The 6521-nt window shown below is 53.6% G+C and carries 4 protein-coding genes and 1 pseudogene; 3 read left to right on the forward strand and 2 right to left on the reverse strand.

The features are described 5' to 3' along the window. Window positions 1-1886 precede the first annotated feature (1886 nt). From ABD971_RS26815 to ABD971_RS26825, 3 genes are all read left to right on the forward strand, one after another. Window positions 1887-2219: a hypothetical protein gene (locus ABD971_RS26815; RefSeq protein ID WP_345326920.1), complete on the forward strand. Its 333-nt coding sequence runs from the start codon at window positions 1887-1889 to the stop codon at window positions 2217-2219. A gap of 90 nt (window positions 2220-2309) precedes the next feature. Further along, window positions 2310-2495 carry a hypothetical protein gene (locus ABD971_RS26820; protein ID WP_345326921.1) on the forward strand — a complete coding sequence of 62 codons (186 nt, stop codon included), beginning with the start codon at window positions 2310-2312 and terminating at the stop codon, window positions 2493-2495. 170 nt (window positions 2496-2665) lie between these two features. After that, the gene (locus ABD971_RS26825; protein ID WP_345326922.1) at window positions 2666-3208 is read left to right on the forward strand and encodes a hypothetical protein; all 543 of its coding nucleotides are present in this window, start codon (window positions 2666-2668) and stop codon (window positions 3206-3208) included. A gap of 82 nt (window positions 3209-3290) precedes the next feature. Here the strand turns inward: ABD971_RS26825 and ABD971_RS26830 are convergent. Both ABD971_RS26830 and ABD971_RS26835 read right to left on the reverse strand, forming a co-directional pair. Next, a pseudogene (locus ABD971_RS26830) lies at window positions 3291-3845 on the reverse strand (IS4-like element ISRba2 family transposase); the annotation flags it as partial. Window positions 3846-3912: 67 nt separating this feature from the next. Then, window positions 3913-6521: VCBS domain-containing protein (locus ABD971_RS26835; protein ID WP_345326923.1), on the reverse strand; the 2609-nt coding region annotated here is incomplete at its 5' end.

Genomic DNA, 6521 nt, shown 5'->3' on the forward strand with positions numbered 1-6521 from the left:
GGGCAGAAACGAAAAACGCCCGTCGGCCGATATTGGGCCACGGGCGTTAACTGGTTTGCGAGAGCTTTCGCGATTTCAAAACTAGCTCCCCAATTCGACCACTCATCGCAACTTACTTTCACTGAGCTAGGTCATTGCCTGCTAACGACTTGCAGAAAGTCTCGCAACGTCCATCTGATCCCCTGGGGCGACCCAAACACGGTCCTGAAACCCCAAAAGCGGGCCAAAGCTAAACACGATCCGATGGTTCGGGCTCGATTTTACCAGTCCCTCTTGGATAACAAAGTGGTCGAAAGCAGGGCCGCTCTCTCTCGATATCTTGGCGTCACCCGCGCACGCGTCACGCAGGTTCTGCGGCGGCTGCGCGAAGTCTCGGAGTAAATCGGCACCACCCAGCCGTTCGTGGACAGCCGGCTGGATGCGGGGGAAGGGACTGATCGACGACTATTTCATGCTACTCGTTCGATGATGTGTTCCGGTCATCAGAGTGCGAGATCAAACTGACGCCGATTCGCTCGCTCAATCTACAGGCTCGTGTTGAGCGGGTGATCCAAACGATCAAACACGGGGAGCTAAACGCATTTTTCATCGTGATCAACAAGCACCTCGACGGCATCCTTCGAGTCACGCAAGAATGGTACAACAAACGTCGCGGACATTCTGCCCGGGATCATCTACCACCTGTTCGCGATGAAGATTCACCGCCGACAATTGACCTAAAGCAAACGAAGATCGAGTGCCATACCGAGCTTGGTGGATTGCTAATGTCCTACCGGCCCAGCGGCATAAGCAAACGCTGACTCGAATCGTTTCGACTGCCCAATTGTCAAAGGTCAATCGTAGGCTGCTACGCGGTCATAGCTGGAACGACGGATCAGCACAGCACCGTACCCGTCAAATTACGGTCGCCGCCAAAGGAGTTCGCAAACTTAGGAGTGGCCGACCACCATTTCGCTCCCAAAATCGCCGGCTGAACAAGTCGCATGGCTGCTGTACAGGGGTTATGGCGCAGTTCATACCGGAGCCATTTAAGGACGTTTGTTGCGATCGAATGGCTCCGATCGATCGATGTGGTGATCGAGCTTGCGAGGTAAATCGTCAAAAAATCCTTGGGTCGTTGGCAGGACGCAATTAAAGGTAAGGATATTCGAGCTGGATTTCTTGGAACCGCGAAACGCCAATTGCGTCCGATTGTATTCAAGAAGCAATACGTTGCATAATGAGAGAATACTCCACTCATTGCCTTACAACGAAAACGATGCAGATGCAACACGATCACCGCGTTTTTCCCAGGCAAGCCAGTCGCGAAAGTATAGAAACCGCTAGGATTTTGATTTGGAATGCAAGAAATGAAGGAAAGCCATTGGAAAAGGGGGTGCTCCGTCATCGCGTGCTCAAGTCGCTTGGTGAGCACGCCAACGAGTCGCAAGTTGGGCGTCTAATTCTTCGCCCGCTTTCTGGTTATGAAGATGACGCAGACCTAGAGACAGGCCTAGAAAGAATTCTTGGGGCGATTCTCACGGTCTGCGAAAATCACGCGGAAGTATCACGGCACGAAGATCACTGGGTGGTTTATGTTGGGTTTGATGACAGTTATATTTTGCGGAGGAGTACGATAACTTGGCTCGCCCAGATGGCTATAAAACATCGATGGGGCTTGATTGCAGATGCCCACGACCAAAGGTGACTTCAAGAGTTGAGCTCACGAAGAAGTATTGGCGATACCGTCAAACGGTGTGCGGAGACAACATCGCCATTAGAAGGGGCGATATAATCTTCGGTTACTCCCCAATTCCCACCCATAAGTTGATTCGCCACCGTACCTTAAATGGGTATTGACCGATTTGCGATGCGGTTCGCCTGATCGATGCCAATCCAAAATAGTCATGAATGACGAGTATTTCAACGTCGAAGTAGGCGAAGTATTCCGGTACGAAGGTGTAACGTACCGCAAGTTGGACGATCGCAAAGCACTAGTGCTGCTCGACGGTGATGGTGATCTTCAACCTGGGGAAACTACGATTCTCTTTTATCCCGAAGATGAGGTTCAGCGACGGGAGACGGCGAACACTGACATAGAGCCGCCAACGCACAAACAAAAACTACCTGCCCACCCTTACATTCGAAACACTCTCTTCTTGGTGGTTGTGTTCGGTTTGGGTGTTCTGCTAGTTGGCTTTTTACTTATGACCATTGCTTCGTTAGTGGGAGCACGATAGCCAAGTCAATGAACATAGTACAATCAAAGATGCAATCCATAAATCCTTACGAGCCGCCGTCGACTGGGTCGAGCTCGGCAAACCTATCAGATGGCGAGTCAGCCCAAGCGGGAGTTCGTTGCCGAGACCGCTGGCCGTCGCTATTCGGATCGGGCAATCTGCCAGGGCCTTTCACTGCTCGCTTCGATGCGGTTGCTTGAATGCGTCACCGATGGTATTACGATCGCTGGCGTGGATACTTTCGATCCGACCAGCAGTGATGACGACGATCGCTGAAGCGGGAGAGCTTAATTTCACGGCGCCGACTATTATCCGAAGCAAAACTGCTGATTTTTTTGAGACTGGCAGCCGTTGTTGAGCACAGCGGTTGCTGTAGGGCTGGAGTTGACATGGAACCCGTTGACGCCAGCCTGCTCTTCACCAATGCATTTAGTGGGGGCTAAATGATGAACGAGATAAATGTTCCTGAAGCTAAATTCCACCGTATTCTTCGTCTTGTCATTCACAGCCCAATTGTATCGCCGGAAGACAACCACCAGATCGAATTCGGGACTGTTGAATTCGCCAGAGATCCCGACGCGTTCAGTTTGTACTGCTTGGATCAGATGGACACCAGCAGCGTCAAAAAATCGGTGTTGATTCAGGATGCCGCTGAGGCATGGAGTTGCTTTGTGAAAGCCGATCGAAGTTCGGATGGTTGTGTCTTGATCGGCCCCGGTAACTCGCCGATCACTTTCTTGCTATTGCGAGTTGAGGCAGCAGAGTATCGGGTGTTTGACGCTACGCTTGGCATCCCCGTTCACATTGGCAGTTACCACCACCGTTTGCAGGCGATGCAGGCCACGAAGCAAATCGTCGAGCAAGGTGGTTGCCCAGTAGGCGTTTCACCCCACCTGCCACCGCTCAGCGAGTGGACCACTGAGCGAGTGGTGTCGTCGGTAGTGCTTAGCGGAGGAGATCGCGAGTTAGATGACCAAGCTACCACGTAGGTTTCAACATGCGATCCTAAAGGGTGAGTGCCGGCGTTTGTCGGTGTTCGCTCCATCTTTCGGCGAAACAGCTACGATGGGATAGAACGATGCAAAACTTCGAAAATTGAAGAAGCGACCTATTCCCTTCGTGAAGAGGTTTGTCCGCATCGACGCACTGAAACGTTTGATCGAGTTCCTCATCAAGTTCACTCAGCAGCACCGAGCGACCTTCGCACAGTACACGACGATCATCACAGCGGACCAAGAACAAGTGGCCCAGGCTGTGCGAGCGTCGTAGCCGTCCCAGTGAGTGCGTTTCGCGATCGATTACATGAACAGGATTTCGTGGCAGATCCCAGCCGTTGGAAGCCTTGGCCATTGTCGTCTCAAGCTGGTCGAGGTGGTGCCCCTCCCACAGCGGAGGTTCCTTTGCTGTGCTGTGCAGAGCCTCGCTCGTCTTGAGGTGGATCTGCATGGGAGCCAGCGTGATTCCAGTGTCCGCCTCGACCAACAGGTCCGTCGTCAAGTCGTAGCGGATGTCCGTTTTGTGGGTGAGCTGAAGCAAGTCGCTCTTGCGATCGGCGTGGCTCTTGTAGTCCACCTTGCACCAATCTTGGGCGACCAAGAAAAACTTGCTTTGGCTGTTCCGGCAACCGTGATTTTGAAAATGATTTTGTTTCAGGAATTTATTTGCAGATAGCTAACTATGTGCATGCAGTCACCTAGTCCAAGAACGTCGTCACATCGGCTTTAGACTTGCGAACGCCCTCAGCGTCACGATAGACGGTTAGCAGTGCGGATGGGTCGATCATTCGCCAAGCGGGCATGCTGCCGAAGATGGTCGTAAGCAGAACCCCGCCACGAAGCGTCCACATCACGTATCCGACCGAGGCGAGCCCAGTGCCGACACCGAGTCCGCCCACTTCGCCGACGCCAAAGAACAACGAATCATTCGACGGTCCGCCGTCCAAGTTGTTCCACTCGGTCCATTGGATCGCTTGAACCAAATCAACGATGAGTAGTTGCGCGAGCATTTGGGACATCTGGCTACTGCCCCGTTTCATGTGCATATTCGATGACCCGCCCCACGAAAATCCTCGAGAATCGACGCCGTGATCTGGTTCTCCTTGATCGCCGTCCGTCATGTGGATTGTGGAATCACGACTAACCGACGCGGTGACGTGCTTGGATTGTCCTTTCTCGTTCGATGAATTGTCGTTCTGATTCGGTGTATTGACGTTTGTGGGAACCAAGGGGACCGCACCTGTCGTCGAACCATCTTCGCCATCGCTACTGTCTCCGTCGCCGGAGTCACCGCCGGACGTTTCTCCACTTCCGCTTGTATCGCCAGTTCCACCGCCACCGGAGCCGCCGCTTCCTGATCCAGCGCCAGATCCGCCACCCGCTTGAACATTGATAGACACGGTTGCAATGTTATCGCTCAGCATACTCCCGTCATCGCTGCGATAAGTGAACGAATCGACGCCGAAAAAACCAGCGGTCGGAGTGTAAGTGATCACTCCATTGACATCGATCGACAACGTACCATTGGATGGACCTGTGACGAGAACGAGTCTCAAAGCATCGCCGTCGGGATCGGTGTCGTTGGCGATCGGATCAGACGTCGTCAATGAAATCGATTGTCCAGAAATGGTGCTATAGGAGTCGTCTACAGCAACGGAGGACTCGTTGATATCAAGAATATCAATCGTGTAGGTTTGGAACACTTCGCTGCCGTCCGACGAGACACTTCGTACAGTGACGTCATGCGACGTATCGACTTCGTAGTTTAGTGGTGCGGTTGACGCGGTTACGATCTGGCCTGAGTTAGCGTCGATCTCGAAACGTCCACCCGCATCGTCTACCAGGATGTGAGTGATCGTACTGTTGCTCGCGTCGGCATCGACGGCCCAAACCGTAATTCCGACGTAGACGCCCCCACTAGCATTCTCGTCGACTTGATTCGCCGATGCATCCGAATCGCCCAACGCCACGACGTCATATTCATCCACGTCGTTGATTGTAATGGTGAACGTTTCTAAGTACGTTCCACCCGCTGTGTCGGTCACTTCGACAGTGATATCGTGTTGCGTGTCGATTTCGTAGTCGAGTCTGCTGGAATCCAACACCACGATGTTTCCAGAGCTGTCAATATCGAACCGTCCGCTGGCGTCATCCGTCAATCGATACAACGCAGTGTCTCCCGAATCGACATCGCTCGGCGAGACCGTTCCGACGACCTGTCCATTAGCTAGGTTTTCATCACTCGTCATTCCTGTCGATGTCAGATCGTTCGGGGCGTCATTCACGCCTTGGATCGTGATCGTGATCTGTTGGGTAGACGAAGCTCCTTTGCTGTCGACCATGGTATAGGTGAAAACGTCTTCGAGAGTGTCGGCGGACGTACGAAGTGCTTCCACAGACGAATTGCCGTTATCCACGTTGTAGACGTAATTGCCGTCGCTTTGGATCGTCACGCTGCCATACAAACCAGCCACGTTCGCGCCCACTGAGCCAGCAGCATTTGCGGCGTTACCCGCCACCACACCACTGACCGATTTCGAGTCGCTTGTGTCGACGTCGGTGTCATTGGCCAGCACGTTACCCGTTGGGTCGACACCCGAAGTGGAATTACTGATGCCTCCCGCTTCCGTGGCCGTCGCCGTGTCCACGCCAGCAACAGACGCGTCATTCGTTCCCGTGATCGTGACGGTGACATCTTGCGTCATCCCGTTATTGCCGGTGCCGCTATCATCGGTCACCGTGATCGTGTAGGTCGCGGTGATCGTTTCTCCATCGGCGAGGTACTGCACCAAACTGTTGTCGACCGAAAAGTCCCAGGCGATCGATCCGTCATTGGTTCCGGTCTGAGTGAGACTGACGCTGGATGCCAGCGCAGTTGCCAACCCAGATGGAATCGTAGGTCCGGTCGTCGTCGTGTCGCTTAATGCGACGGACGAATTGAGCAGGTCGGTGTCGTCGACTTCGGCAAAGGTCACGCTCCCGCTGTCAGTCAGGTTCGGCGTTGTCGCGTCTTCAGTGACCGCGCCAGTGACATCAACGACGGTAACAGTCGGCTGATCATTGGTTCCCGTGATCGTGACGGTGACATCTTGCGTCATCCCGTTATTGCCGGTTCCGCTGTCGTCGGTCACGGTGATGGTGTAGGTCGCGGTGATGGTTTCGCCATCGGCGAGGTACTGCACCAAACTGTTGTCGACCGAAAAGTCCCAGGCGATCGATCCGTCATTGGTTCCGGTCTGAGTGATGCTGACGCTGGATGCCAACGCGGTCGCCAATCCCGACGGAATCGCAGGTCCGGTAGTTGTGG

The organism is Novipirellula rosea (assembly GCF_039541335.1).
Lineage (GTDB): Bacteria > Planctomycetota > Planctomycetia > Pirellulales > Pirellulaceae > Novipirellula > Novipirellula rosea.